The sequence below is a fragment of the Pseudomonas fuscovaginae SE-1 genome (assembly GCF_000364705.1).
GTDB classification, from domain to species: domain Bacteria; phylum Pseudomonadota; class Gammaproteobacteria; order Pseudomonadales; family Pseudomonadaceae; genus Aquipseudomonas; species Aquipseudomonas fuscovaginae_A.
Window position 1 is genome coordinate 1 of record NZ_AQOH01000028.1, and the last position, 26,820, is coordinate 26,820.

At 63.9% G+C, this 26,820-nt stretch carries 21 protein-coding genes and 1 pseudogene; 9 read left to right on the forward strand and 13 right to left on the reverse strand.

Going from position 1 to position 26,820, the window contains the following annotated elements; genetic code table 11:
* Both K675_RS33310 and uvrD read right to left on the reverse strand, forming a co-directional pair.
* Positions 1-152 (reverse strand): annotated as a pseudogene (locus tag K675_RS33310) (hypothetical protein); the annotation flags it as partial.
* 272 nt (positions 153-424) lie between these two features.
* Positions 425-2,608: a DNA helicase II gene (gene uvrD / locus K675_RS0103905; protein ID WP_017902203.1), complete on the reverse strand. Its 2,184-nt coding sequence runs from the start codon at positions 2,606-2,608 to the stop codon at positions 425-427.
* A gap of 262 nt (positions 2,609-2,870) precedes the next feature.
* Between uvrD and K675_RS0103910 the strand changes: the two genes are divergently transcribed.
* The 3 genes from K675_RS0103910 (at position 2,871) to K675_RS33515 (ending at position 7,106) form a co-directional block, all read left to right on the forward strand.
* The gene (locus K675_RS0103910) at positions 2,871-5,750 is read left to right on the forward strand and encodes a putative bifunctional diguanylate cyclase/phosphodiesterase (RefSeq protein ID WP_017902204.1); all 2,880 of its coding nucleotides are present in this window, start codon (positions 2,871-2,873) and stop codon (positions 5,748-5,750) included.
* A gap of 211 nt (positions 5,751-5,961) precedes the next feature.
* Positions 5,962-6,828 (forward strand): transcriptional regulator HexR, encoded by an 867-nt coding sequence (gene hexR, locus K675_RS0103915; protein WP_017902205.1) that lies wholly within the window; start codon positions 5,962-5,964, stop codon positions 6,826-6,828.
* Between the two features lie 86 nt (positions 6,829-6,914).
* The gene (locus tag K675_RS33515; protein WP_080635306.1) at positions 6,915-7,106 is read left to right on the forward strand and encodes a PA3496 family putative envelope integrity protein; all 192 of its coding nucleotides are present in this window, start codon (positions 6,915-6,917) and stop codon (positions 7,104-7,106) included.
* Here the strand turns inward: K675_RS33515 and K675_RS0103920 are convergent.
* Positions 7,048-8,010, reverse strand: coding sequence for a LysR family transcriptional regulator (locus K675_RS0103920; protein ID WP_026144906.1), 963 nt, complete (start codon positions 8,008-8,010; stop codon positions 7,048-7,050). The two genes, K675_RS33515 and K675_RS0103920, sit on opposite strands and share 59 nt — an antisense overlap.
* A gap of 315 nt (positions 8,011-8,325) precedes the next feature.
* Between K675_RS0103920 and K675_RS0103925 the strand changes: the two genes are divergently transcribed.
* The 4 genes from K675_RS0103925 (at position 8,326) to K675_RS0103940 (ending at position 13,424) form a co-directional block, all read left to right on the forward strand.
* Positions 8,326-9,741, forward strand: a complete 1,416-nt coding sequence (locus K675_RS0103925) for an acetyl-CoA carboxylase biotin carboxylase subunit (protein ID WP_017902207.1) — start codon at positions 8,326-8,328, stop codon at positions 9,739-9,741.
* A gap of 11 nt (positions 9,742-9,752) precedes the next feature.
* A complete protein-coding gene (gene oadA / locus K675_RS0103930; protein WP_017902208.1) occupies positions 9,753-11,561 on the forward strand; it encodes a sodium-extruding oxaloacetate decarboxylase subunit alpha in 1,809 nt (602 codons plus the stop codon).
* Positions 11,562-11,823: 262 nt separating this feature from the next.
* A complete protein-coding gene (locus tag K675_RS0103935) occupies positions 11,824-13,149 on the forward strand; it encodes a type II toxin-antitoxin system HipA family toxin (RefSeq protein ID WP_017902209.1) in 1,326 nt (441 codons plus the stop codon).
* Entirely contained in the window at positions 13,146-13,424 is a 279-nt protein-coding gene (locus tag K675_RS0103940; RefSeq protein WP_017902210.1) for a helix-turn-helix domain-containing protein, read from the forward strand. The genes K675_RS0103935 and K675_RS0103940 overlap by 4 nt, the downstream gene beginning before the upstream one ends.
* A 54-nt stretch (positions 13,425-13,478) precedes the next feature.
* Here K675_RS0103940 and K675_RS0103945 read toward each other — a convergent pair whose 3' ends face one another.
* The 4 genes from K675_RS0103945 to K675_RS0103960 form a co-directional block, all read right to left on the reverse strand.
* Positions 13,479-14,711: an autotransporter outer membrane beta-barrel domain-containing protein gene (locus tag K675_RS0103945; protein ID WP_017902211.1), complete on the reverse strand. Its 1,233-nt coding sequence runs from the start codon at positions 14,709-14,711 to the stop codon at positions 13,479-13,481.
* 168 nt (positions 14,712-14,879) lie between these two features.
* Complete coding sequence (locus K675_RS0103950) at positions 14,880-15,557, reverse strand: GNAT family N-acetyltransferase (protein ID WP_017902212.1); 678 nt, start codon at positions 15,555-15,557, stop codon at positions 14,880-14,882.
* A 16-nt stretch (positions 15,558-15,573) separates the two neighbouring features.
* A complete protein-coding gene (locus K675_RS0103955) occupies positions 15,574-16,020 on the reverse strand; it encodes a GNAT family N-acetyltransferase (RefSeq protein WP_017902213.1) in 447 nt (148 codons plus the stop codon).
* Entirely contained in the window at positions 16,017-16,655 is a 639-nt protein-coding gene (locus K675_RS0103960; RefSeq protein ID WP_017902214.1) for an FMN-binding negative transcriptional regulator, read from the reverse strand. Before K675_RS0103960 ends, K675_RS0103955 begins: the two co-directional genes overlap by 4 nt.
* A 90-nt stretch (positions 16,656-16,745) precedes the next feature.
* Here K675_RS0103960 and K675_RS0103965 point away from each other — a divergent pair, with 90 nt between their 5' ends.
* Entirely contained in the window at positions 16,746-18,296 is a 1,551-nt protein-coding gene (locus tag K675_RS0103965; RefSeq protein ID WP_017902215.1) for a PLP-dependent aminotransferase family protein, read from the forward strand.
* A gap of 194 nt (positions 18,297-18,490) precedes the next feature.
* Positions 18,491-21,916, forward strand: a complete 3,426-nt coding sequence (locus tag K675_RS0103970; protein WP_017902216.1) for a dermonecrotic toxin domain-containing protein — start codon at positions 18,491-18,493, stop codon at positions 21,914-21,916.
* A 41-nt stretch (positions 21,917-21,957) separates the two neighbouring features.
* Here K675_RS0103970 and K675_RS0103975 read toward each other — a convergent pair whose 3' ends face one another.
* The 6 genes from K675_RS0103975 to K675_RS0104000 all read right to left on the reverse strand — a co-directional run bounded on the left by K675_RS0103975 (position 21,958) and on the right by K675_RS0104000 (position 26,313).
* Positions 21,958-23,058 (reverse strand): polyamine ABC transporter substrate-binding protein, encoded by a 1,101-nt coding sequence (locus K675_RS0103975; RefSeq protein WP_017902217.1) that lies wholly within the window; start codon positions 23,056-23,058, stop codon positions 21,958-21,960.
* A 12-nt stretch (positions 23,059-23,070) separates the two neighbouring features.
* Entirely contained in the window at positions 23,071-24,102 is a 1,032-nt protein-coding gene (locus K675_RS0103980; RefSeq protein WP_017902218.1) for a histone deacetylase family protein, read from the reverse strand.
* A 159-nt stretch (positions 24,103-24,261) separates the two neighbouring features.
* Positions 24,262-25,254 carry an AraC family transcriptional regulator gene (locus K675_RS0103985; RefSeq protein ID WP_017902219.1) on the reverse strand — a complete coding sequence of 331 codons (993 nt, stop codon included), beginning with the start codon at positions 25,252-25,254 and terminating at the stop codon, positions 24,262-24,264.
* Between the two features lie 80 nt (positions 25,255-25,334).
* Positions 25,335-25,607, reverse strand: coding sequence for a type II toxin-antitoxin system RelE family toxin (locus K675_RS0103990; protein WP_017902220.1), 273 nt, complete (start codon positions 25,605-25,607; stop codon positions 25,335-25,337).
* Positions 25,591-25,863, reverse strand: a complete 273-nt coding sequence (gene relB, locus K675_RS0103995; RefSeq protein WP_332308394.1) for a type II toxin-antitoxin system RelB family antitoxin — start codon at positions 25,861-25,863, stop codon at positions 25,591-25,593. Before relB ends, K675_RS0103990 begins: the two co-directional genes overlap by 17 nt.
* Before the next feature lie 48 nt (positions 25,864-25,911).
* Positions 25,912-26,313: a DUF6124 family protein gene (locus K675_RS0104000; protein WP_017902222.1), complete on the reverse strand. Its 402-nt coding sequence runs from the start codon at positions 26,311-26,313 to the stop codon at positions 25,912-25,914.
* Positions 26,314-26,820 lie beyond the last annotated feature (507 nt).

Here is a 26,820-nt window from a genome sequence, read left to right on the forward strand (position 1 = left end):
CCGGCAGCGCCAGTGGCAGGGGCCATCTGGCTGGTTTGGTGGGTCGGAGCCGAGCCCGCGCTTTTGCCGCCGCCAAAGCGCTTGGCGTTGGCGTCGAGGCTCATCGTCAGGCCGATGCAGAGCGCCAGGGCGATGCTAAGAAAACGTTGCATAAAGGGTATTCCCGTTTGTGGAGTGCACGCGTGTCATACTGCACAGGTGAAGTGTGACTGGCTAGCGAGAGAGTGTTTCCGGCTTTTGCCTGAATCCTCTCACTTCCAAGTTGAATATTTCATGAATGCCTGCAGGACCATTACCCATTGGGCTGTAGGGCTAATCTCTAGGCGCCGCAAAAAAACCGATTTCCCCCATTCCTGTAGGAGCGGCGGTATTCAGCACCGCCAGCGGCACGGCGTGGACACCGGAAGGCGCCACGCCCGCTGCCTCAGATGGCTTCCAGCTTGGCGTAGCCGAGCATCAGCCACTTGCTGCCTTCGCTGAAGTTCACCTGGACCCGCGCCTGGGCGCCGGAGCCCTCGAAGTTGAGGATCACGCCGTCGCCGAAGAGGCTGTGGCGCACCGCCTGGCCCAGGCTGAACTCGGTCTGCGGGATGGCGCTGCCGCTGAACAGGCTGCTGCTCTGTTGCGAGCTGCCACCGAACGGGCGACTGACGCTGTTGGAAAGCCGCACTTCCTGCACCAGGCCCTTCGGAACCTCGCGTACGAAGCGCGACACCTTGTTGTAGGTCTCGCTGCCATACAGGCGGCGGGTTTCCGCGTAGGTCATCACCAGGTTCTGCATCGCCCGGGTAATGCCCACGTACGCCAGCCGACGCTCTTCCTCAAGGCGGCCAGGCTCTTCCAGGCTCATCTTGTGCGGGAACAGGCCTTCTTCCATGCCCACCAGGAACACGTAGGGGAATTCCAGGCCCTTGGCGCTGTGCAGGGTCATCAGCTGGATGCTGTCTTCGTGCTCGTCGGCCTGGGCATCGCCGGCCTCCAGCGAGGCATGGCCGAGGAACGCCGCCAGGGGCGACAGGTCCTCCTCGCCCTCGGCGGCTTCGAAGTTGCGCGCCGCGCTGACCAGTTCCTCGAGGTTTTCCACCCGGGCCTGGCCTTTCTCGCCTTTTTCCGCCTCGTGGTAGGCGATCAGCCCGGACTGTTCGATGACGATCTGGGTCATCAGGTGCAGCGGGCTGTCCTTGGTTTTCGCGGCGAGGTTCTCGATCAGCTCGATGAAGGCGCCGAGGGCACTGGCGGCACGGCCGGTCACGCCCTTGTTGGCGATCAGCTGGGCCATGGCGTCCCACATCGACAGATTGCTGTGGCGGGCATGCTCGCGGATGGCCTCGACGGTCTTCTCGCCGATACCGCGGGCCGGAACGTTGATCACCCGCTCCAGCGCCGCATCGTTGCCCCGACCTTCGAGCAGGCGCAGGTAGGCCATGGCGTTCTTGATCTCGGCGCGCTCGAAGAAGCGCTGGCCACCGTAGATCCGATAGGGGATGCGCTCGCGCAGCAGGGCTTCTTCCAGCACCCGCGACTGGGCGTTGGAACGGTAGAGAATGGCGATGTCGCTGCGCGCCAGGCCGGTCTTCAGTGCGCTTTCGATGGTTTCCACCACGTAGCGCGCCTCGTCGTGTTCGTTGAACGCGGCATAGAGGCTGATCGCCTCGCCGTCGCCGCCGTCGGTCCACAGCTCCTTGCCCAGGCGCCCGGTGTTGTTGGCGATCAGGGCGTTGGCCGCCTTGAGGATGCCGGCGGTGGAGCGGTAGTTCTGCTCCAGGCGGATGGTCTCGGCGTCCGGGAAATCATCGGAATACTGGTAGATGTTCTCGATTTTCGCGCCGCGCCAGCCATAGATCGACTGGTCGTCGTCGCCGACCACCATCAGGCTGTCGCCGCCCTTGGCGAGCATGCGCAGCCAGGCGTACTGCACGGCGTTGGTGTCCTGGAATTCGTCCACCAGGATGTGCCGGAAGCGCTTCTGGTAGTGCTTGAGCAATCCTTCGTTATTGCGCCACAAGTCGAGGGCGCGCAGCAGCAGCTCGGAGAAGTCGATCACGTTGGCCCGTGCGCAGGCGGCCTCGTAGGCTTCGTAGATGCCGCGCATGGTTGCCAGGAACAGGTCGCCGCTGGCCTGGATATTCTGTGGCCGCAAGCCCTCGTCCTTCTGCCCGTTGATGAACCACTGGGCCTGGCGGGCCGGCCAGCGCTGCTCGTCCAGGCCCAGGTCGCGGATCACCCGCTTGACCAGGCGCTGCTGGTCGTCGCTGTCGAGGATCTGGAAGGTCTGGCTCAGCCCGGCTTCCTGCCAGTGCGCGCGCAGCAGGCGGTGCGCCAGGCCGTGGAAGGTGCCGACCCACATGCCGGCCGGGCTGATGCCCATCAGTTGCTCGATGCGGTGGCGCATCTCGGCAGCGGCCTTGTTGGTGAAGGTCACCGACAGGATCGAGTAGGGCGACGCGTTCTCGACCTGGATCAACCAGGCGATACGGTGCACCAGCACCCGGGTCTTGCCGGAGCCGGCGCCAGCCAGGACCAACTGACGGCCAACGGGGGCGGCTACGGCCTGGCGTTGGGCGTCGTTGAGGGAGTTCAGCAGAAGGGAGAGGTCATCGTTGCGCATGGGCGCATTCTAGGGGGCTGGCTACGGGCGGGCAAACCCTAATGCCGGGCGGTCGAAGTCGCGCCCCGAGAAAAAACTCGCGTGATGACGACCGGCGGGTCATTGCCTGCAGGCGGCGCGTTACCTGACTTTGCCCAGTTTGGAAGGGTCTATCGCGGGCAAATTCATTACATTTTATGACCTGGAGCAGTTTGGTCCGGCCGGAGGCTTGTGTATGCTCCTGCGACATTTATGGCTCAACCATTATAAGAATAATGCCCATATGACTCACCGCTCCGACACGCTGAGCCCCTCCGTGGAGGCAGGACGGGCTATCCGCAAGCAGTTCGCCACCGAGTTGGCGGTCGAGCGCACGCGCCTGCTGTACCAGGGTTCATTGCTGCCCACGCTGTTCATGCTGATCAACGGGCTGGTCTGCGCCTGGCTGCTCTGGAGCCCGCAGCGTTACCTGCTGGTCAGCATCTGGATGGTCTGGCTGATGGCGCTGGTGGCCTTGCGGGTGATCCAGGTCGCGGCGTTCGATTCGGCCATTCCCAGTCGCCAGGCCCAGCCGATCTGGCGGCGGATGTTCCTGCTCGGTTCGGCCGTCAGCGGCCTGACCCTGGCCTGTGCCGGCATCGCCCTGGTGCCCACCGACAGCTTTCTCCAGCAGGCCTGGGTATTCGGCCTGATCGGTGCCGCGACCTTGTCCGCCAGTATCGCCTACGCCGTGAGCATCCCGGCGTTCCTGACCTTCACCTTGCCTTGCCTGCTGCCCGCCATCGGCTACCTGTTCTGGGATGGCGACGGTGCCCGCCAGGGTTGGGGCTGGCTCGGCCTGATCCTGCTGGCCTCCCTCAGCGTGGTGGCGCTGCAGGTCAACCGGCTGATCGAGCGCGGCCTGCTGCGGCGCTTCCAGAACCAGGCGCTGATCGAGAACCTGCAGCAGGCCCAGGCGCGCAGCGAGCAGCTCAACCAGGAACTGGCGCGCGAAGTCGAGCAACGCCGGCGTGCCGAACTGGAGCTGCGCGAAGCCCAGGCCGAGCTGGAAAATCGCGTCGCCCAGCGCAGCCGGGAACTGGACCTGGCGAACCAGGCCCTGACCAAGAGCGAAACGCGCCTGGCGCTCGCCCTGCAGGCCAGTGAACTCGGCCTGTGGGACTGGAACCTGCAGACCGACGAGGTGCATCACACCCAGCTCAAGGAGCTGTTCGGCCTCGACCCCGAATATGTCACGGCCATGCTCAGCCACCTCAAGCCGCGCCTGCACCCCGAGGACCTGCCGGCGCTCAAGCGCGCCCTGGTGGAGCACCTCAAGGGGCGCAGCGAGGACTATGTCATCGAATACCGGGTACGCCATGGCGACGGCCACTGGGTCTGGATCGAGGACCGCGGCCGGGCGGTGGAACGTAGTGCCAGCGGACGCGTACTACGCATGGTCGGCACCCGACGCGATATCAGTTCGCACAAGGAGCTGGAGGCGCAGCGGCAACTGGCGGCGACGGTGTTCGAGGCGGCCAGCGAAGGCATCGTGATCTTCGATCCGAACTACGCGCTGCTGGCGGTCAACCAGGCGTTCAGCCGGGTCACCGGCTACCAGATCGAGGACATGTTGGGGCGCAATGTCGTCGAGCTGCCGTGCAGTCGCGACGCCCGCCGACATTACTCGATGATCCACCAGTCGCTCGAGCAATACGGCAGTTGGCAGGGCGAACTGGTGGAGGCGCGCAAGAACGGCGAGCTGTACCCGCAGTGGCTGCAACTGAATACCGTGCGCGACAAGCGGGGGAAAGTCAGCCATATCGTGGGCTTCTTCGCCGATCTGTCGGCACGGCGCGAATCCGAAGAGCGCATGCGCTACCTGACCCACTACGACGAACTGACCGGCCTGGCCAACCGCTCGCTGTTCAAGGAGCGCCTGCGCGAGGCCAACCAGCGTGCCCGCCAGGAAGGGCGCAGCCTGGCGCTGCTGCATATCAACCTGGATCGCTTCAAGCTGCTCAATGACAGCCTGGGGCATGAAATCGCCGACCAGCTGCTGCAGAAGATGGCCCGGCGCCTGGTGAACGCCTTGCCGGAAGCGAACACCATCGCCCGCTTGTCCGGCGACGAGTTCGCGGTGTTGTTCGATGCCTATGGCACGTTGTCCAGCCTGGCGAGGGTGGCGACGCGCCTGCTCGGCAAGCTGCGCCTGCCGTTGACCATAGAAGGGCATGAGCTGGTGGTCAGCGCCTCCATGGGCATCAGCCTGTTGCCGGACAGCGCCCGGGAAATCCCGGCGCTGGTCAGCCAGTCGAATATCGCCATGCAGCATGCCAAGCACCTGGGCGGCAACAACTTCCAGTTCTACACCGAGAGCCTGCAGGCCAGCACCCTGGAGCGCCTGCAACTGGAGAACCAGCTGCGCAAGGCCATCGAGGAACAGCAACTGAGCGTGTTCTACCAACCCAAGCTGTGCCTGGCGACGGGGCGTCTGCACGCCGCCGAGGCGCTGGTGCGCTGGGAGCATCCGAGCATGGGCCGGGTACCGCCAGGGGACTTCATCGGGCTGGCCGAGGAAACCGGGCTGATCGGCCCCATCGGCGAATTCGTGCTGCGCCGTGCCTGCTGGCAGGCTTGCGAGTGGCAGCGCCAGGGGTTGCCGGCGATGCGGGTGTCGGTGAACCTGTCGGTGCACCAGTTGCGCCAGGGCAAGTTGGTCAGCCTGGTGCGCCAGGTGCTGGAGGAGAGCGGGTTGGCGCCGCACCTGCTGGAGCTGGAACTGACCGAGAGCCAGTTGCTCGACAGCGTCGAGCACATCATCGCGACCTTCCAGCAACTGCGCGACCTGGGGGTGAAACTGGCCATCGACGATTTCGGCACCGGCTACTCATCCCTGAGCTACCTCAAGCGTTTCCCGGTGGACTACGTGAAGATCGACCAGGCCTTCATCCGTGGCCTGGACGAAGGCAGCGAAGACGCCGCGATCACTCGAGCGATCATCGCCATGGCCCACAGCCTGGGCCTGAAGGTCGTGGCCGAGGGCGTGGAGAATCCGCAGCAGCTGGAGTTCCTCAAGCTGCACGGTTGCGACGAGGTGCAGGGTTATCTGATCAGCCGGCCGGTGGAGGCCGCGGAACTGGTGCAACTGCTGCTGGACGATCAGCGCATCCGGCGGTCGTGACTCGGCGCAGCCTGTAAAACAGGGGCTTTCGTCGCGGCCGGGAACAGGTTCGCCCGTGCGGCTACATCACGGATTCGGCCGGCTGTCGGCGGTTCTGATTACGCAATGGAACAGGCAATGGACGAATTCATGTAGTATAACTACAAGAATGCTACATCACAGGCCGACGCCACCTCCCAGGCCGTGGCCCATAACAAATCGAGTCCAGCCCTTGAATCTGTTGCAACACATCGCCCAGTCCCGCACTCTGCTTCGCAAATCGGAGCTCAAGGTTGCCGATCACGTGCTGCTCGACCCGGCGGCGGTGATGCACAGTTCCATGGCCGACCTGGCCCACAGCGTGGGGATCAGCGAGCCGACCATCGTGCGTTTCTGCCGGGCCATCGGCTGCTCGGGCTTCCAGGACCTGAAGCTCAAGCTGGCGCAGAGCCTGGCGGCGGGCGCCAGCTTCGGCCAGTTCGCGATCCATGAAGACGACTCCGTCGCCGACTACAGCCTGAAGATCTTCGACACCACCCTGCACACCCTGATGGAAGTGCGCGAGAAGCTCGACCCGGCCGCGTTGCAGCGGGCGGTGACGGCCATGTCGGCGGCCCAGCGCGTGGAATTCTACGGTTTCGGTGCGTCCGGTGCGGTGGCGGCCGATGCCCAGCACAAGTTCTTCCGCCTGCTGCTGACCGCGGCGGCGTACTCCGACCCGCACATGCAGGCGATGTCGGCGGTCACGCTCAAGCCCAGCGACGTGGCGATCTGCATTTCCCAGTCCGGACGTTCCAAGGACCTGCTGATCACCGCCAACATGGTCCGTGAAAGCGGCGCGACCCTGATCACCCTGTGCCCGAGCCAGACGCCGCTGGCCGAGCTGTCGACCATCAACCTGGCGATCGACGTGCATGAAGACACCGAGATCTACACGCCGCTGACCTCGCGGATCGCCCACCTGGTGGTGATCGACGTGCTGGCGATGGGCGTGGCGATGGCCCGGGGCCCGAGCCTGGTCAACCACCTCAAGAGCGTCAAACGCAGCCTGCGCAGCTTGCGGCTGTCGCCCAAGTCGCTGAAGAACCTCGAAGACTGAATTCATCCGCCTGTCATCCGGCTGCCGCCAAATCGTAACGCTCTGAAGCCATCCTGACGTCTCCAACCCAAACTGGGAGACTCGAAATGGCCCGGCACCACGAAGAGCAAAGCAGCGTAAAGACCCGTCGGCAGCAGGAAGATCAGCGTCGCATGGAATTCCGTCGCGCAATCGAAGACCGCAACGAGCTGCGTCAGTTGCAACAGGAAATCGCCGCAATCAATTACTGGCAGATGGACTCGGCAGCCGACCGTCGAAGCGCTCAGCGAGCGCACTGATCTGCAGCCGTTCACTTCGGATGAACCCCAGGAACGCATGCGCGACCGGTGACAGGCGTTTGTCCCTGGCCTGAACCACGCACCAACTGCGATAGAGCGGCAGTTCTTCCACCGGCAGCTCCCGGAGCACGCCGGTCGCCAGTTCCAGGCTCAGGGCGTGGCGCGTCAACAGCGCCAGGCCCAGCCCCGCCACCACGCTTTCGCATTGCGCCTCGCCAGAGGTCACTTCGAGAGTCTGCGAGAAGTGCACGCGCTTTTCCTTGAAGTACTCCTCGCAGGCCATCCGGGTACCCGAGCCCGGTTCGCGGATCAGCAGCGGATAGGGCTCCAGGTCCTGCAGGCGCAGCGGACCCCTTTGGCACAGCGGATGATCGGGCGGCGCCACGGCGACGATCGGGTTGTTCAGGAATGGCAGGAATTCCAGGCCCATGTCCTGGGGCACCATGGACATGATCAGCAGGTCGTCGCGGTTGTCCGAGAGTCGCCGCAGGGCCTGGGCGCGGTTGACCACCGTCAGGTGCAGGCTGACCTCGGGGTACTGGCGCTTGAAGGCGGCGAACAGGTGCGGCACGAAGTACTTCGCGCTGGATTCCACCGCCAGTTTCAGTTGCCCCTGCAGCGAACCCTGCATGTCCGAGAGCTGCATGTCGAGGTTTTCCAGGCGGCCGAAGATGTCCCGGCTCGCCCGCTGTAACGCTTCAGCCGCCTCGGTCATGTAGAGCTTTTTGCCGACATACTCGAACAAGGGCTGGCCAATCAGCTCTTCCAGCTGACGAATCTGCAGGCTGACGGCCGGTTGCGTGAGCGACATTTCTTCGGCCGCGCGGCTGTAGGAACGCAAGTCGCAGACCTCATTGAAGATCTTCAACTGTCGTAATGTCATGCGCATCAAAGACTTACGCATTTTTGCGAGCGCTCCCGGGCTACTGGTCAGCCAACTATAAGTCATTACTTATAGTTGACCCAATAATTATTGATTTTAGTTTATCGATGGCCGGAGCTAGTGTGGTGACGCGACTGGCTTGAAACATTTAGTCACTCGTCGACCCGCTCTGTGGGACAGATATCGGGTCGTGGACAGAGGGCCGGCCCGCGAGGCTTTTGGTGTTTTGACGGACATCATCGCGGGCAGGCCCAGGTCCTTTCGGTCCCCGAGCGTTCCCGAGATCGCACGGGGTTCCTGCAGGTTGTTTCGTTCCAGCGGCCTAGGAATTTCCAAGTGATAAAAAAGATCCTGATCGCCAACCGTGGTGAGATTGCCGTCCGCATCGTGCGAGCCTGTGCCGAAATGGGCATTCGCTCGGTGGCGATCTTCTCCGACGCCGACCGCCATGCCCTGCACGTCAAGCGCGCGGACGAGGCCTACAGCATTGGCGCCGAGCCCCTGGCCGGCTACCTCAACCCACGCAAGTTGGTGAACCTGGCGGTGGAGACCGGCTGCGATGCCTTGCATCCCGGCTATGGTTTTCTCTCGGAAAATGCCGAGCTGGCAGAAATCTGCGCCGAACGTGGGGTCAAATTCATTGGCCCGTCGGCGCAAGTGATCCGCCGCATGGGCGACAAGACCGAAGCCCGCCGCAGCATGATCAAGGCCGGCGTACCGGTCACTCCAGGCACCGAAGGCAACGTCTCCGGCATCGAGGAAGCCCTCAGCGAAGGTGACCGCATCGGTTACCCGGTGATGCTCAAGGCCACCTCCGGTGGTGGCGGCCGCGGTATCCGTCGCTGCAACAGCCGCGAGGAACTGGAGCAGGCGTTCCCACGGGTGATTTCCGAAGCGACCAAGGCCTTCGGTTCGGCGGAAGTCTTCCTGGAAAAATGCATCGTCAATCCCAAGCACATCGAGGCGCAGATTCTCGGTGACAGCTTTGGCAACGTGGTGCACCTGTTCGAGCGTGACTGCTCGATCCAGCGCCGCAACCAGAAGCTCATCGAAATCGCCCCCAGCCCCCAGCTGACCCCTGAACAGCGTGCCTACATCGGCGACCTGTCGGTGCGCGCGGCCAAGGCGGTGGGCTACGAGAACGCCGGTACCGTGGAGTTCCTGCTCGCCGATGGCGAGGTGTACTTCATGGAAATGAACACCCGGGTGCAGGTGGAGCACACCATCACCGAGGAAATCACCGGGATCGACATCGTTCGCGAGCAGATCCGCATCGCGTCCGGCCTGCCGCTGTCGGTCAAGCAGGAAGACATCATCCATCGCGGTTTTGCCCTGCAGTTCCGGATCAACGCCGAGGACCCGAAGAACAACTTCCTGCCCAGCTTCGGCAAGATCACCCGCTATTACGCGCCGGGCGGCCCCGGCGTGCGGACCGATACGGCGATCTACACCGGCTACACCATTCCGCCGTTCTACGACTCGATGTGCCTGAAACTGGTGGTCTGGGCGCTGAGCTGGGAAGAGGCGATGGACCGTGGCCTGCGTGCCCTGGACGACATGCGCCTGCAAGGCGTGAAAACCACCGCCGCCTACTACCAGGAAATCCTGCGTAACCCGGAATTCCGTAGTGGCCAGTTCAACACCAGCTTCGTGGAAAGCCATCCGGAACTGACCAACTACTCGATCAAGCGCAAACCCGAAGAGCTGGCCCTGGCCATCGCCGCCGCCATCGCCGCCCACGCAGGCCTGTGAGGATTATTACAATGAGCAAAAAGATTCACGTTACCGACACGATCCTGCGCGACGCCCACCAATCGCTGCTCGCCACCCGCATGCGCACCGAAGACATGCTGCCGATCTGCGACAAGCTCGACAAGGTTGGCTACTGGTCGCTGGAAGTCTGGGGCGGCGCGACCTTCGACGCCTGCGTGCGCTTCCTCAAGGAAGACCCGTGGGAGCGCCTGCGCAAGCTGCGCGCGGCACTGCCCAACACCCGCCTGCAGATGCTCCTGCGCGGCCAGAACCTGCTCGGCTACCGCCACTACAGCGACGACGTGGTCAAGGCCTTCGTCGCCAAGGCGGCGGTCAATGGCATCGACGTATTCCGTATCTTCGACGCCATGAACGACGTGCGTAACCTGCGCGTGGCCATCGAGGCGGTGAAGGCTGCGGGCAAGCACGCCCAGGGCACCATCGCCTACACCACCAGCCCGGTGCACACCATCGAGGCGTTCGTCGCCCAGGCCAAGCAGATGGAAGCCATGGGTTGCGACTCGGTGGCGATCAAGGACATGGCCGGCCTGCTGACGCCGTTCGCCACCGGCGAACTGGTCAAGGCACTGAAGGCCGAGCAGTCGCTGCCGGTGTTCATCCACTCCCACGACACCGCAGGTCTCGCCGCGATGTGCCAGCTCAAGGCGGTGGAAAACGGTGCCGACCATATCGACACGGCGATCTCCAGCTTCGCCTGGGGCACCAGCCATCCGGGTACCGAGTCGATGGTCGCCGCGCTTAAAGGCAGCGAGTTCGACACCGGCCTGGACCTGGAACTGCTGCAGGAAATCGGTCTGTACTTCTACGCCGTGCGCAAGAAGTACCACCAGTTCGAAAGCGAGTTCACCGCCGTCGACACCCGGGTGCAGGTCAACCAGGTGCCGGGCGGGATGATTTCCAACCTGGCCAACCAGCTCAAGGAGCAGGGTGCCCTCAACCGCATGAACGAAGTGCTGGCGGAGATCCCGCGGGTGCGCGAAGACCTCGGCTTCCCGCCGCTGGTCACTCCGACCTCGCAGATCGTCGGTACCCAGGCGTTCTTCAACGTCCTCGCCGGCGAGCGCTACAAGACCATCACCAACGAGGTGAAACTGTACCTGCAGGGTGGCTACGGCAAGGCGCCGGGCACCGTCAACGAGAAGCTGCGCCGCCAGGCGATCGGCAGCGAAGACGTGATCGACGTGCGTCCGGCCGACCTGCTCAAGCCGGAAATGGCCAAGCTGCGCAATGACATCGGCACCCTGGCCAAGTCGGAAGAAGACGTGCTGACCTTCGCCATGTTCCCGGACATCGGGCGCAAGTTCCTCGAAGAGCGCGAAGCCGGCACCCTGGTACCGGAAGTGCTGCTGCCTATCCCCGAGGCCGGCGGTGTGCGCGCGCCGGGCGGCGAGGGCGTACCGACCGAGTTCGTCATCGACGTGCACGGCGAGACCTACCGTGTCGACATCACCGGTGTCGGCGTGAAGGCTGAAGGCAAGCGCCACTTCTACCTGTCCATCGACGGCATGCCGGAAGAGGTGGTGTTCGAGCCGCTCAACGAGTTCGTCGGCGGTGGCAGCAGCAAGCGCAAGCAGGCCAGCGCCCCAGGCCACGTCAGCACCACCATGCCGGGCAACATCGTCGATGTGCTGGTCAAGGAAGGCGACAGCGTGAAGGCCGGCCAGGCCGTGCTGATCACCGAAGCCATGAAGATGGAGACCGAAGTGCAGGCAGCGGTATCGGGCAAGGTCGTCGCCATCCACGTGGCCAAGGGCGACCGGGTCAATCCGGGCGAGATCCTGATCGAGATCGAAGGCTGATCGACAGCCTTCATCTATCAATGTTTATCCTCGGGGAGGCGTATGCCTCCCTTTTTTTGTTCATTCTTTGAGCATGTTGTGTGGGGTGTTATGGTCTGCTGCTCTAGAACGATATGCATTTTATTGCGTATATTTGCGCCGTATAGCAAGGCTGATGCATTATATTGCAGTTATTGGGCGATGCTGGCAGGCGAATCTGTACTATATTGCAGTTTTGGCGGCAGTCTCTGCCTATAAAGTGCATTAAGTTGCAGGTTGAATCATGTACGCACTCACACTTCAGGCCTACACCGACGGAATCTGGCAGGACGCCATGACCCTGATTTTCGAGTCGCCGGAAAAAGGTTTCGAGGGGCGTTGCAGGTTTGCCTACAAGCAGAGCTATCTGCTGGATCATATCGAGGATATGGGCAGTCCATTCGCCTGTGCGGTCAGTGCGAACCTCCCGCTGGACTGGGACAGCATGGATGACCGGCAGGCTCCGGCCTTCCTGCAGGATATTGCTCCTGCCGGTGCTGCCAGGCGCTTCCTCATCGCCAGGGTGGGGCGGGAAAAGCCTGATGATGTCAATGCCGACCTTTTTTTGCTGGGTAAAAGCACCCCGGCTCCCGTTGGCCATCTGCGGGTCAAGGAGTCCGTGGACGTGCAGGACGGTCGTGAGCCCATGGGATTTACCCGAGCGGACGTGGTGGCGCGCGATAACCGATTTCTCGAGTACGCCTACGAGCAGGGCGCGGCGATTGGCGGAGCTACGGGAGCTGGAGGCGAAGCACCGAAGTTGCTGATGAGTGAGGACCACAATGGCCTGCTGTACCCGGACGCGGTTCTCGATGATCGCGACGTGGCACAACACTGGTTCGTGAAATTCGCTCGAAACAAGTCCACGCAGACCGATCAGGACATCCTCAGGAGCGAGTACCACTATTACAGGGCTTTGCAGGTGCTTGGGATCGAAACTGTCTCGGTGCAGGGGCTGAAGCTGGAGGAAGCCAACAGACCGAGCCTCTGGATGCAACGTTTCGACCGTCATGTCACTGAGCAGGGGACCGAGCGTTCAGCCGTGGAGTCGGTGTATTCGTTGGCCGGGGTCACGGTGCCTGGCAGTCGCCTGAAGCACCTGGAGGTGATCACTCGTCTGGTTGCACTTTGGCGCCAGGCCGGCCAGGGGGAGCAGGTGGAAGATCTGGTGGCGGATTATCTGCGCCGTGATTTGCTCAACAAGATCCTGGGCAACTCCGACAACCATGGGCGCAACACATCGATCATCCGCGATCAGCGGGGGGTTCGCCTGGCACCGATTTACGACCTGGCGCCCATGGTCATGGATGATGAAGGTGTGACACGCAGCACCAAGTGGGCAAGAGATATCGAAAGGGGCGGGGAGGTGGATTGGCGCAAGGCGTGCGACGCGCTGGCGGGGCTGGTCGAGCCCCAGGCAGCCTTTGAGCGGCTTCGGGCGGATGCCAGGCATCTGTTGGCCTTGCCCGATATTCTGACGGATAGTGGCTTGCCCGCCGTCACCATGAACCATCCGTTGATTGCCTTGAAAAGGCTTGGTCAGCGTCTGCGAGACTGGGGGTTGACATGACGCTCAGCCTGGAAGTCCGTGCCCTGCTGATCCAGGCCATTCAGGATGATCTGGCCCAGGGCATGATCAGCATCGGTGTTGCGGTCAGGCGCTTGCGGACGGAGGTAACGGGGTTGCAGCAGACCCAGTTTGCCCGGATGTGCCGGATTTCGGTCCGTACCCTGGTGCATATCGAGCATGACGAAGGCAATCCGACCCTCAAGTCGTTGAACTCTGTATTCAGGCCCTTCGGGTTGCAGATGGGCGTGGTGCGACTGCGCAAGACATCAGGCTGAGGTGCTCATCGGTCAGGCAGCTGTTCATGAGCCTGACCGGTTGATGGAAAGTTGTCAGAAAGCCAGCGCCCACTGCCCCATGATGCCGTGGTTGCTGTTCTTCGCGCCGAGTTCGCCGCTGTAGCCCAGGCCCAGGCGATGGCGGGAGGACAGGTTCAGTTCGAGTCCGGCTTCGATCGCCAGGCTGTCGCGGTCCTGGGCGATGCCGCGGGTCGTGAAGGTCATGGCGGTGGCCCGGTTCGTCTGGCGGGTGATGCTGTCGAGTTCGCCATACAGGTGCTTCCAGCCGGCACTCAGGTGCGGGGTCAGGCTCATGCCGTGGCCGAAGCGCCAGTTGCCGGCAGCCCGCAGGCCCAGTGTGGTGCTGAAGTTGTCCAGGGCCTGGCCGCTGTTCTCCAGCACCGCCTCACCGCCTTTTTCCGTGTGTCCCTGGCGTGAGTAGCGCTGGTAGCCGAGGCCGGCAAAGGGTTCGGTACTCAGTTGGTTGTTGCCCAGGCTGTAGCCGAATTCGGCGAAGGCCTGCTGGCTGGTGGCCGTGTAGTTGCCGGAGAGTCGATCCTGATAGCCGCTGAACGCGACGTGGCGTTGAGTGCTGCCAGCGTGGCTGCTATGGATCGCGCCGAAGCGCAAGGCTGCGGGGCCGTCCTGGCGCAGGGCGTAGGCGCCGGCATGCCAGCTGTCCAGTTCGCCCCTGAAGTGGCTGCCCTTGTGCTCGGAACGGGATTTTCCGCCGAGCAGGCCCAGGCGCCATTCGTTGCCCAGCGACCAGTCGGCCCCCAGCACCAGGCCCCGGGTCGTCTGCTGGAAGTCCTTGCCGCCCTGTGTCGGTTCGAATCGGCCCACGTTACTCAGGCTCTGTAGCCACAGGCGACTCCTGCCGTTGTCGGGCTGGAGCATGGCCGACAGCGCGCTGGCGCCCACCTGTCGGGTAGCGCCGAGAGTGGCCTGGGCCAGGTTGGCATTATCGGCACCGGCCAGTTGGGTCAGGGCGGCTTCTCTTTCGGCCGGACCGAGCCGGTTCAGGGCTTCGAGCAGTGGGGATGCCGGAATCGTCGGCAGGATGTTGCCACCCTGGCCGCCTTTGGCGGGCTCATGGGCGGGTGACGGGGAGGTGGTCGGCAGGCTGCCCCCGGGTTCCGGCGGCTGTTTGAGCAGCCAGTCCCAGTCGTAGACGCTGGATGAACCGCGGTAGGCATTTGGCGGTGGCTGCTGGGCCTGTGCCTGCTGGGCCAGCAGTCCGTTGAGCACCAGGGCCAGGGAGATGGCGAGACGGGTCTTGGGGAGCATTCCATTTCATCCTCAGAATAGGTCGAGGAGGAAATGTATCGAGCTGTCCAAGCGGTAAATGTCGGGGTTTTTACCTGGGCTTCGCGGGAGATGTCAGCAGCTTTCCGTTTATTTCGGCCGTGTCCCGATGTGCGGTGGCCGGCAAGTCGGCCACCGCGTGTCAGGCCATCAGGCTTCGCGACATTCGGTCAGGGTCCGCACCTGCCCCGTTGCGCTCAGGTTGTCCTCCGACAGCCAGCGCTCGAAGCCGGCATTCACCGCCGGCCACTCCGAGTCGATGATGCTGAACCAGGCGGTGTCGCGGTTCTTGCCCTTGACCACCATATGCTGGCGGAACACGCCCTCGAATTGGAAACCCAGGCGCTCGGCGGCGGCGCGGGAGCGGGCGTTGTCGTTGTTGCATTTCCACTCCAGGCGCCGGTAGCCGAGGGCGAAGGCCTCCTTGGCCAGCAGGTAGACCGCCTCGGTACTCTTGGGCGAGCGCTGCATCGGTGCGCCGAAGGTGACGTGGCCGATCTCGATGCGGCCCTGGGCCGGCACGATCGACATCAGGCTGAGGAGGCCCTGGACTTCGCCGCTGGCCTTGTCGATGACCGCAAAGAAGTAGGGATCGCTGCTCGCCGCGTGGCCGGCGAGCCAGTCGTCGAAGGCGCCTTCACGCTGCGGGAACGGGCCGTAGGGCAGGTAGTCCCACAGTTTCGGGTCGGCGCCGGGGCCTTCCAGGGCACGGTACAGGTCGTCGCCGTGGCGGGCGGCGTCGAGTTTTTCCAGGACGATGAAGCGCCCTTCGAGGCGTCGGATGGACGGCGCCGGGGCGCCGTTCCAGTGGGTTACGGGTGTCGACATGGTGTTGTTCTCGGGCTCACAGGCCGTGGCGGAATTGAATGAAACCGGGGCGTTCGGCGATCCGCTCGTACAGTTGGATGGCCGTGGCGTTGGTTTCGTGGGTCAGCCAGTGCACCTTGCTGCAGCCGTCCCGGGCCGCCGTGGCGTACACGTGTTCGATCAGCTTGCGACCCAGGCCGGTGCCGCGCACCTCGCGGGCGACGAACAGGTCCTGCAGGTAGCAGGAGTTCTGGATGCTCCAGTTCGAGCGGTGGTAGATGAAATGCACCAGGCCCACGGCCTTGCCGTCCTGCCAGGCGAGGGCGCCGTGGGTGGTCTCGGCCGGGTCGAGCAGGCGCTGCCAGGTCGACTGGTAGATGCTGTCCGGCAATTCGGTTTCGTAGAACTCCAGGTAGGCCTGCCACAGTGGACGCCAGACGGCCTGGTCGGCGGCGGTCACCGGGCGGATTTCGATCGAACTCATGCTGACACTCCTTGATGCATCAATTGGGCGAGGGCTTGGTCCTGGCTGTCGGCACTGGCCGCCAGCCCTTGTTGTACGCCGGCGATATCGACGGCACTGCGGTTCTGGCTGAGCTTGCGCTTGCCTTCCAGGCGCTGGATCGGCAAGGCGATGCCGACGATGGCCTTGAGCATGCTGGCGATGTACGGCTCGGGCGCGTCGTCGACTGTCCAGGGCGTGGCCCGGCCGGCTTCATGGCGGTCGGTGAGGGCGCCGACCAGTTGGCGCAGGCGCCCGGCCTCGTCGAACACCTCGGCCTGGCCGTAGGCGTGCACGGCCGTGTAGTTCCAGGTCGGCACAACCTTGCCGTGTTCGGCCTTGCTGGCATAGAAGGACGGGCTGACATAGGCATCGGCCCCCGGAAAGATCACCAGCGCCTCGGCGCCTTCGGCCAGTTCCTGCCACTGCGGATTGGCCCGTGCCAGGTGCCCGAGCAGGGTGCCGTTGGCGCCCTGGTCCGGGTCGAGCAGCAGCGGCAGGTGGCTGGCCTGCAGGCCCAGTTTGCCGTGGGTGACCAGGATGGCCAGGCGCGTGGCCTGGATGTGCCGGTGCAGGGTGGGCAGGTCGTGTTCGGCGAAAGCGCTGGGTGTGTACATGGAAGTTTTCCTTGGCGAATACCGGCATCCTAGGCAGGCTATTGGTTGGTTGTAAGAGCCATTGTTGGTGATTTTCATAGGTCCAATGTCATGCCCGGTCCATCGCTTCCCCTGTCGTTCGACCCTGCCGGGATCCAGCTGGATCCGGCCAAGGGGCTCAGCCGCCAGCTCTACCAGGCCCTGCGCCTGCGGGTGCTGGACGGACGCCTGGCCAGTGGCAGCCGCCTGCCGGCCAGTCGCGACCTGGCCAGCGCCCTGGGGATCTCCCGCAACAGCGTGGTCCGGGCCTATGACCAGCTGTATGCCGAGGGCTTCATCGAGGGGCGGATTGGTGATGGCACCTACGTTGCGCAATTGCCAGACAAGGCGCTGCCGATCAGGAAGTTGTCCACAAAAATATCCACAGGGTTTTCAACAAGCTTATCAACAGAGTTATCCACAAAATCGGTGAAAGATACTGGGGTTTCATCCAGTAAAGTTATCCACAATCAGGCCCTGGAGCGCATCGAGCGCAACGCGATGTACGAGCCGCCGGAGGGGCCGCCACGGGCTTTCCGGGTGGGCGTGCCGGCTTTCGACCTGTTCCCGTTCGGCGTCTGGGCCAAGCTGCAGGCGGCTTTCTGGAGAAAACCGGACCTGGGGCAGTTGTGCTACGGCGAGGCGGCGGGGGAGAGGCAGTTGCGTAGCCTGATCGCTGCGTACCTGCGCAGTTCCCGTGGTTTGTCCTGCTCGCCTGAACAAATTGTGATCACCAGCGGTGCACAACAGGGCATCAGCCTTTGTGCACAGTTGCTGGTGGACCCCGGCGATGGCGTGGCTGTGGAAAACCCCGGCTACCGGGCCGCCCGGCTGGCGTTCGCGGTGGCGGGGGCGACGGTGCATGGCGTGGCGGTGGATGACGAGGGCATGGATTGTACCGAGCTCGGCCGCCTGCCGGACTGTCGGCTGGCCTACGTGACCCCGGCCCACCAGTACCCCACTGGGGTGATCATGAGCCTGGCGCGGCGCCTGGAACTGCTGGCCTGGGCCGAGCGCACCGGTGGCTGGATCGTCGAGGACGACTACGACGGCGAGTACCGCTACAGCGGCGCGCCCCTGGCGCCGTTGGCGGCGCTGGACCGGCAGGGGCGGGTGCTCTACGTCGGTACGTTCGGCAAGATCGCCTTTCCGGCGCTGCGCCTGGGCTACCTGGTGTTGCCGCCGACGCTGGTCGATGCGTTCTCCCAGCGGCGCGCGCTGGACATGCGCCATTCGGAGGTCAGCACCCAGGCGGTGATGGCCGAGTTCATGGCCGCCGGGCATTTCCAGCGGCATATCCGGCGCATGCGCCGGGCCGCCCTGAGTCGGCGCAACGCCCTGCTGGCCCACTGGCCGAGCGGCATTCGCGGTTGCGGCAGCCTGCCGGAAGCGATCGCCGGCCTGCACCTGATGGTGCCGGTCGAAAGCCTTGCGCGCGAGCAGGAACTGATCGCGCAGGCGGCGAGTGTCGGCGTCGAGATCAGCCCCCTGAGCAACTTCTGGATCACTGCGCCGCAGCCGCCGGCAGATCGTCACGCCGGCCTGGTGCTGGGCTTTGCGGCCGTGCCGGAGGCGGATATCGAGGCGGCCCTGGGGCGCTTGCGCGAGGTGTGGCGGGACTGAGGGGCTGGCCGATTTCTGAGCCAGAGCAGTCGAAGCGACGGACTACTTAGTTACCGCGTTCCGGGTAGGGGGCACGGCTACTGTCGTGGGCAGAACTCTTTTGCCCAGAGGCTTTTGGCCATGTCCAATGCAACAACTCCAACATTTTCCAGCTTGCCCGTTTGTCATGCGCCTTCCTGTGCAGGGGGCGGAGTATGACGGTCGTTACGGTCACTGCTCCGGTCAGCGAGAGCGACCAGGCCCTGCACGTCTTCAGCCTCAACGACTGCCTGGCCGCCCGACCCAGCCTTGAGAGCGCCACGGCCGATCTGGTGCAGGCGATGCTGGATGACGCCTTTCCGGGCTTTGGAAAACAGCTGCGCAATGCTGCCTTCATCAACCTGATGGTAAGCCCGACCGGCGATGGCCCGGCAGCCTACCAGGTCATCCCGCTCAGTCAGCGGCTGATCGACTGCTGGCTGGGCCAGGCGGCACCGGTTCATCCCCAGGGCAGCTACCTGGCACTCGACCCGGATGGCAAGTACCCGTCGATGCTGGGGCTGCGGATCGACAGGGTGGAACAACTGATCAGCGAATGGGCGCCAGCGCTGCTGGAGACCTACAAGCAGAGCCTGGTCGATTTCTGGAGTTCACCGGCCTTGTCCCGGCAGATGCTCCCGCAGGCCTGGCAATCGTCATCGGCACAAGATGCTTCACCCTGGCAGCGGCTGTCGGACTTCATCGTGGCCCAGCTACGCAAGGCCAGCAGCGAGCTCACGGGTGACGAGCTGGACACGGTGGAGGCGGTACTCGACTACCCCGATTACCAAACCCGTCGTCTGACGCTGGGTGAGGATTGCACGAAGGCCTGCATCACCCTTGTCGACACCGGTATTCGTGACCCCGAGCCGCTGTTCCAGCAGGCCTTGGCCTTGACGCGTCAGGTCGGCGAACAGCAGATCGTGTTGCTGTACACACTGCTCGGAGGGATCAAGGCGTTCGATTCGATCGACGCCCTGGAAACCGCCCTGGGATGGACCTTGAGTGACAGTGCCCCGAGCCTGGGAGACTACTCGCCGGACAATCATGTCTTCGATGCCCTGGCAGCCGCCCTGCTGATGCGGCAGTTGGAAAGCATCCGTGCAATCAGGCCGGGCGACTACAGTGACCGTGTGGCTCTCGATCAGCGCTTGCATGAGCTGACCGGCCCGCAGGCGCTGCTCGGTGCCTTTCGCTCCGGGCACGAAGCCAAGTTGCTGAAGCTGCATGACTTGCTGCCCGACTGGTTGCGGCGGGCACCGACCGCGGACCGTGCGCTCTATGGTCGCTACGTCAGCCGGTTGTCTGAGGTGCACCGGCTCCGTGAAGGCAAGGCGTTTCTCGATGGTATTCCCCGAATTCTCGAGTTTGCCGAGCGGGCGTTGGCCAAGAGTCTGGTCAAGCTGAATCCCGAGGCCGAGGGGGTATCGGTTGCCCATATCCGCGTGACGCTCACGAGGGTCGACAACAGCCCGCTGGAAGCGCTCGATCCGGGTTTCATCCCTTTTCTGGACCTGCGCACCGCTTCGTCCACCCGGAACTACACGGACATGGCGCTGGAGAACATCGAGGCCTTTCCGTTCTCGGCGATCCCGCAGATCCACTACGACAAGCCGGCGGCCAACGGGGCGCCGGCACCCGCGCCGGAGTGGATGACCTACGAGCTGCTGCGTGCGGCCGTGAACGATGCCGATATCGGTGGCAACTATCCCGCCCTGCTCAAGCGCAACCTGCAGCGCTACACGGTCGAGCGGGCCCGGCAGAAAGAGCTCTTCACTCTCTACATGCAGGTCCTGTTGCCGATGCTCGCCCTGGAGCTGCGCTTGACCCAGAAGCTGACGGAGCGGGCGAGGCTATACGTCAGCGCCGTGATGAGCATGGACGCCAGCGTGCCCGTGGTGTCGGGATTGTCCATCGTCGTCCGTCCCCTGGCGTTGCTGGCACATCCTGGCGCTGCCGCGGATCATGTGCTCAATCATTTCGTGATCGGCCCGCGGATGATCGATCAAGGGCCGCAGGTGCTGTTGCGCCCGGGGGCGGAACAGCCCTTGCTCGAGTTTGCATCGCTGGCGCACCTGCTGGCGGCGATCCAGGCCGAGGAGGCCTTGCAGCAATCGATTCTGGCTGGCCTGGACGAGCACAGTCGCAGAATTTACGACCAGGGTGGTTTTCTTGAGCCGCATCTGACGCGGGTCATCCTCAGCGACTGGGACCTGCCCGAGATTCCCGAACCGCCCACGCTGGATACGACGATCCTGTCCGAGCCGATCACCGAGGCGCTGTTCGTCGCCAGCGTCGAGGTGCTGGTCAGGCATGCCGAGACGATTTCCGTGTCCAATGCCGAAGCGCGCCACAAGCGCCTCGTCGACCTTGGCTGGGCCCTGTTCGGCCTGTTGATTCCGTGGGCACCCTCTGCCCTGGTAGGGGTGGGGTTGATCGTGCAATTGCTGCCCAGCCTCAAGGCGTTGGCCGATCACGATACCTCGAGCCCCTGGGCGGCTTTCGCCGATGTGTTGCTGAACCTGGCGGCCGTGCTGGTCTATCACCGCCGGCTGTCGCTGGGTCGATCGCCAGTCGCGGGTTTCGCTGACACGCTCGTCAAGCCAGCGGCAGGCGGGAGCAGGGGCCTGCTGGCCTACATCTGGACCCGACGGGGGCGCGGCCTGACGGCCACCGAGCGGGAGCGGCTCGATCGATTCAGGCTGGCGGCCAAGGCTCCCTCCGATCTGCTGCTGATCGAGACCGGTGAGCGGCGCGGCCTCTACCAGCGTGGTGGGCTTTTCTACGCCTCTATCGACGGTGAGTGGTTTCATGTCCTGCACACGCTCGACGGTTTGAGAATCGCCGATCCCGCTCATCCGGCACGGCTGGGACCCTGGGTGACCCGCAGTGCCTCGGGAGCCTGGCGGCTGGATCGTGGGCCGCTGTTGCTCGGGGGGGCCGGCGAGCTGAGTGTGCGTGGCCACAAGAAGCTCAAGTCGCTGGAGTTCCAGGCTCGCCAATTGCTCGACTCTCTGTCGAGCCGGCTGGCTGGTGGGGAGAAAAGCCTGCGGACCGCTCACGGTCCCGCCGATATCGAGGACCTGCTCAAGCAGGATGCCGCGTTGTTCAGCGACCTGTCGCTCAAGCTGCAGGAGCTGACCCAGGGCATGGCGGAGTATCCGGAGGCATTGGTGGGCAAGCTCGACGGCGCCGCGCAGCTCCTGCGGGCCCAAGGGGTACGCCTGCGTATCGAAAGAGTGAAACTCGACCCGCCCTCGGTCATGGGGGTCTCGTACCTCAAGAGCCAGAAGCAGATCACTATCCGCCCGCTGGGAGCGCGCAAGGATATTTCCGGCGGCAAGGGCCGGGATTTCCTGCAGGAGTATGAGATTGCCGACCTACGGCGCACACCGCTGTGGTACGCGCATTTTCACTACCCCAGCCTGGACGCCGCCAAAGCCAGCTTTACCGCTGCCCATCTCAAGACGCCTGGGCAGCGTTTCCAGGGGATCCGGTTTCAGATGGCCCAGGAGCAATCCGGCCAGCGTGTCGACAGGATTCACCGGCCCAGGATCGACAAGAACTCGGCTGACGAGCTGTTCCTGTCACTGACCCGCTAGGCATCAGCCCTGTCGCCGCGGGGCGACGACAGGGCCGGCGTTCAAGTCCCCGACTTGATCCGCGTCCAGGCCCGGGTGCGGGCCCGCTCGGCCTTCTGGTCCAGCGGTTGCAGGGTGTAGAGGGTCTTCATCGCCGCTTCGCTCGGATACAGGTTGGGGTTGTGGCGGATCGCCGGGTCCACCATTTCGGTGGCGTCCCTGTTCGGGTTCGGGTAGCCGACGAAGTCGCTGATCGGGGCGATCACCTGCGGTTGCAGCAGGTAGTTGATGAAGGTGTAGGCATCCTCCGGGTCCTTGGCGCCCTTGGGGATCGCCAGCATGTCGAACCAGATCGGCGCGCCTTCTTTCGGCAGGCGCATGTCCACCACCACGCCGTTCTTGGCGTCCTTGGCGCGGTTGGCGGCCTGGGAGAAGCTGCCGGAGTAGCCGACGGCGACGCAGATGTCGCCGTTGGCGATATCGGCCATGTACTTGGACGAGTGAAAATAGGTGATGTACGGGCGGATCTTGAGCATCAACGCCTCGGCCTTTTCATAGTCCTTGGGGTTCTTGCTGTTGGGGTCCAGGCCCAGGTGTTGCAGCGCCAGCGGCAGGATCTCCGAGGGCGAGTCGAGCAGGGCGACGCCACACTGCTTGAGCTTGCTGATGTTCTCTTCCTTGAAGATCAGATCCCAGCTGTCCACCGGCGCGTTGTCACCCAGGGCGGCCTTGACCTTGGCCGGGTTGAAGCCGATCAGGATGGTGCCGTACATGTAGGGCACGGCGAATTTGTTGCCCGGGTCGTTGGCTTCCAGCAGTTTCATCAGCTTGGGATCGAGGTGGTTCCAGTTCGGCAGCTTGCTGCGGTCCAGCGGCTGGAACACCCCGGCCTCGATCTGCTTGGCGAGGAACACGTTGGACGGCACCACCACGTCATAGCCGGAGTTGCCGGTGAGCAGCTTGGCCTCCAGCGCCTCGTTGGTGTCGAAGATGTCGTAGACCAGCTTGACCTGGCTGTTCTGCGCCTTGAAGTCGTCCAGGGCCTTGGGCGTGATGTAGTCGAACCAGTTGTAGACCCGCAGGGTGCGGTCTTCGGCGTGCGCCGCGCCGCCGAGCACGGCGGCGCACAGGGCCGGGGCGATGAAACGCTTGAGTCTGTTCATGCTTCTAGTTCCTCATTGGGCGTTCTGGAAACCTTCGAGTACGTTCACGGCATTGATGCCGATTTCTTCCACCGCATAACCGCCTTCCATCACGAACAGCGTCGGCTTGCCCAGGCGGGCGATGCGTTCGCCCATGCGCAGGTAGTCGGGGCTGTCGAGCTTGAACTGGGAAATCGGATCGTCCTTGAAGGTGTCCACGCCGAGGGAGACCACCAGGACGTCGGCGTCATAGCGCTCGATTTCGCCACAGGCCTGTTCCAGGGCCGCGCTCCAGCGCTCCCAGCCGCTGCCGGCGGCCAGCGGGTAGTTGAAGTTGAAGCCTTCGCCGGCGCCTTCGCCGCGCTCGTCGGCATAGCCGAGGAAGAATGGGAATTCGGCCTCCGGGTCGCCGTGGATCGAGGCGAAGAGCACGTCGCTGCGCGCGTAGAAAATCGACTGGGTGCCGTTGCCGTGGTGATAGTCGACGTCGAGGATCGCCACCTTGGTGCGGCCCTGGTCGAGGAACGCCTGGGCGGCGATCGCGGCGTTGTTCAGGTAGCAGTAGCCGCCCATCAGGTCGCCGGCGGCGTGATGCCCCGGTGGTCGGCAGAGGGCGAAGGCACTGTGGGCGCCGCGCTGGATTTCGGCCTGGGCGGTGAGGGCGACCTGGGCCGCGCTGTAGGCGGCCTGCCAGGTACCGGCGGTGATCGGAGCACCACCGTCGAAGCTGTAGTAGCCGAGCTGGCCGTGCAGGCTCTTGGGCAGGACCTGGCGCAGGGTGCGGGCCGGCCAGGTGAAGGGCAGCAGGTCACCGTCCTGGCCGAGTTCGGCCCAGCGGTCCCAGGCGCCCTTGAAGAACTTCAGGTAGGCCGCGTCATGGATGCGGCGGATCGGCTCGAGGCCGAAGTCCTCGGGCTCACGCACCGGCCCCAGGGCCTGGTGGCGGACGCGGGCGAGCACGTGGTCGGCGCGCGAGGGCATTTCGAAGCAGGGCATCAGTTGCCCGTCGATCAGCTCGCAGCGGCCGTGGTGCAGGTGATGATCGTCTGAGTAGACCGTCAGCATTTATTGTTCTCCGTTGGCGTGGACGTGGACTCATTCTTGATGTCCGACGCGCTTCGGAGAACGGCAGGAGCGGCCAAAAGGGGATCGATGTGGCCAAAACCTCTGTCCTGATTTCGCCCCTGAATGAGGCAACGCCGCACCGTTGGGTGGCACGCACGCTCAGGGGCGGAACTGGCTCGGGCTGACGCCACTCCAGCGTACGAAGGCATGGCGGAAGCTGGCGGTTTCGCTGAAGCCCAGTTCGTCGGCGATCCGGTGGATCGGCCACTGGTCCTCGGCCAGCAATTGCTTGGCCCGCTCGAAGCGTAGCTCGTCGAGCAGCTCCTGGTAGCTGCAACCGAGGTTGCGCAGGTGCCGGCGCAGGGTCCGCGCCGAGCAGTTCATCTGTTCGGCCAGGCCTTCCAGGCCGGGGGCGGTATGCAACTGGGCAGCGAGCAACTGGCGGATCCGTCCCAGCCAGGCCTGGCGGCCGGTGAACTCCAGGTTCTGCTTGCGGCAGCGCTCGGTCATGGCCTGGTGGGTGATCGGGTCGGCCAGCGGCAGTGGCTGGTCCAGCCAGGCGCGGTCGAAGGCGAAGGCGTTGCGGGTGGCGCAGAATTGCAGCGGGCAGTCGAAGCTGTTGGCGTAGTCGGCCTGGTAGTCCGGCGCGTCGTGTTCGAAACGGGCGGCCAGTAGCGGCAGCGGGCGGCCGAGCAGATCGTCGCAGATGACTTTCAGCGAGACCAGGCAGAACTCGACGTTGAACGTCGCCAGCACCGGGTTTTCCCGGTAATCCCCGGCAGTGAACCAGATGCGCTCGCCGTCATCCTCCAGGCTCAGTTCGAAGAGTGTTCCCAATAGCGCCGGATAACGCAGGGCCAGGCGCAAGGCGTCACCGAAGGTGGCACTGGTGAGCAGGGCGTAACCGAGCAGGCCGTAGGACGACACGTGCATGCGCCGGCCCAGTTCCAGGCCGATTTCCCGGCGCAGGGCCACGGCGTTGGCGCACACCCGCATTTCCTGGTTGGTGGTGATGCGGGTGTCGGCGCGGCTCAGGTCGGCGGCGCTGATGCCGCTGCCGGTCAGCAGCGTGTCGGCGGGCAGGCCCTGCTCGCGAAAGGTGTTGAGCACCAGGGAGACGGCGTTGAGAGTGGTCAGGTGCGAGTGGAGCATGCTCGATTCCGGCCTTGGGAGGTGCTGCAATCGAGCAAGTTGCGTGCCGCTGCGGGGCAGGGAGCCCGTGGCACGGGCCGCTAGTGTTTGTAGACATCCCGTCGATTGCCGACGCGAACAATGAGGATACTGACGACTTCGTCCTGTATGTTCGCGATGATACGGTAATCCCCGACCCGATACTTCCAGAACTGACCCAGCTTCGAGCCCTTGAGGGCTTCGCCGATACTGCGAGGGTCCTCCAGTGCCGCAAGGCGCTCCCTCAGGAATTTCAGAATTCGTAGTGCGGTCTGTTTATCGAGCTTGCCCAACTCTTTGGCAGCCGACGATTCGAATTCAATCCTCCACGCCATACTGTTGTTCCAGCTCTTCCAGGGTCATGGTCTTGCTTCGACCGGCGCGGACGTCCGCCAGGCGCTGTTCAGCCAGGTAGATGTCCTCGAGGTTGTCGATATGCTCGAGAATGGCTTCCCGGGCATAGAATGTCTTGGTGCGTCCAGTCGCGGCAGCAAGGGCTTCCAAGCGATTTTCAATGTCTTGAGGCAGACGGATAGCGAGCATGTCGTGAGCTCCGCAGTGATTTGCTATACGTGTATAGCGTAGCAGCATCGATCGGGAGAGTGAGGTGTCTCCCGATCGATGGCCGCCTCTTTTCGTTCAGGCCTGCGTGCAAGCCGGTTGTGAGCCTTCCAGCAACGCATCCACCAGCGCCCGAGCCATTTCTACCGAATGCACCATCGACCAGATCAGCCCGCGTTCGATGCCGCTGCCCTGTTCGGTGATTTCATCGGAGACTTCTTCGGCGCAGCGCAGCAGCAGCGACACATGGTTGAGGGTGGTTTCGGCATCGATGCCGGCCTTGACGTCGAACAGCGAGCGATGGCGGCCGTCACGCAGGTTGCCGGGGCGGGCGGCGGTTGCCTTCAGGGCCTGGAGCAGCGGCGGTTCTTTGGGCTGGCTGTTGATGACTTGCAGGAGGTCGGCGTTGGCCTGTTGCAGGATCGCCGTGATGCGGCGGTGAGTGGCCTGCCTGGGTGGATCGGGGACCGGCTTGTTCATGGTGTCACTCCTATTGCTGCATGGGAGCTGGCACCTGTCGCTGCTAAACGAATGGGTGGCAGCTGTACGCGGGTTAGCAGACCGGCCAATAGGAAACCGGCGCGCCCGGAGGCGCCCCACGCACAGCCGCCATGAAACTGGGGCGTGAAAAAACGCCGGCCATGGACCATGGGGGCGCTGTGCGCCTATTGAACGTGGGCTGCTAAACCCGATCACCGCAAAAGGGCGGTGACGCAACGAAGATAGTCACGTGGCTGGACAGGCGCAATATGTCGGGATTTTCTAGGAAATGTCCCTCAAGTAAAAGGGATTTGTCTTGAAACGCAATGTTTCAAACATCGCGATTTGTCGGTGGTTGGGAGGGGGGGCGAGGGGCTGTTGTGGCGAGCGGGCTTGCCCGCGCTGGGCCGCAAAGGGGCCCCAAGCCTGCACACGCGGTGTGCCGGGCGGACCGGGGGCTCAGGGTTTGCGACTGCTTCGCAGTCGAGCGCGGGCAAGCCCGCTCGC